The following is a 475-nucleotide window of genomic DNA, read 5'->3' as shown; positions in this document are numbered from 1 at the left end:
ACATTCAAATCGGAAGTTTAACTTCCATTAAAACCTTCGGGTTCGAACACTCACTCGTGTTCAGTTTTGAAAGGTCAATCCTTTCATAACCGTTTGGTGGCGATAGCGGAGGGGTTCCACACGTACCCATCCCGAACACGACCGTTAAGTCCTCCAGCGCCAATGGTACTTGGACCGAAGGGTCCTGGGAGAGTAGGACGCTGCCAAGCGGACAACCATTCTATGGTTGGAACCATGTTATGTTATATGGGCTTTTAGCTCAGTTGGTTAGAGCGCACCTCTGATAAGGGTGAGGTCGGTGGTTCGAGTCCACCAAGGCCCACCATATAACATTTACAACTTTATATTTTATGGGGCCATAGCTCAGCTGGGAGAGCGCCTGCCTTGCAAGCAGGAGGTCAGCGGTTCGATCCCGCTTGGCTCCACCATCATTGTTTTACTTGAATAATGTAATATCTTGATCCTTGAAAACTGG

At 48.4% G+C, this 475-nt stretch carries 2 tRNA genes and 1 rRNA gene; all 3 read left to right on the top strand.

Annotation, left to right across the window (positions count from 1 at the left end):
- Window positions 1–92: 92 nt before the first annotated feature.
- The 3 genes from rrf to BN3772_RS28600 all read left to right on the top strand — a co-directional run bounded on the left by rrf (window position 93) and on the right by BN3772_RS28600 (window position 428).
- Window positions 93–209, top strand: a 5S ribosomal RNA gene (gene rrf / locus BN3772_RS28610).
- Window positions 210–248: 39 nt separating this feature from the next.
- Window positions 249–325: transfer RNA gene (locus tag BN3772_RS28605), tRNA-Ile, on the top strand.
- 27 nt (window positions 326–352) lie between these two features.
- Window positions 353–428 (top strand) — tRNA-Ala (locus BN3772_RS28600).
- The last annotated feature ends 47 nt before the right edge of the window (window positions 429–475 follow it).

Origin of the sequence: Paenibacillus camerounensis (assembly GCF_000723885.1) — a bacterium.
GTDB classification, from domain to species: domain Bacteria; phylum Bacillota; class Bacilli; order Paenibacillales; family Paenibacillaceae; genus Paenibacillus_AQ; species Paenibacillus_AQ camerounensis.
This window is presented reverse-complemented; position numbering and strand designations above follow the sequence as displayed.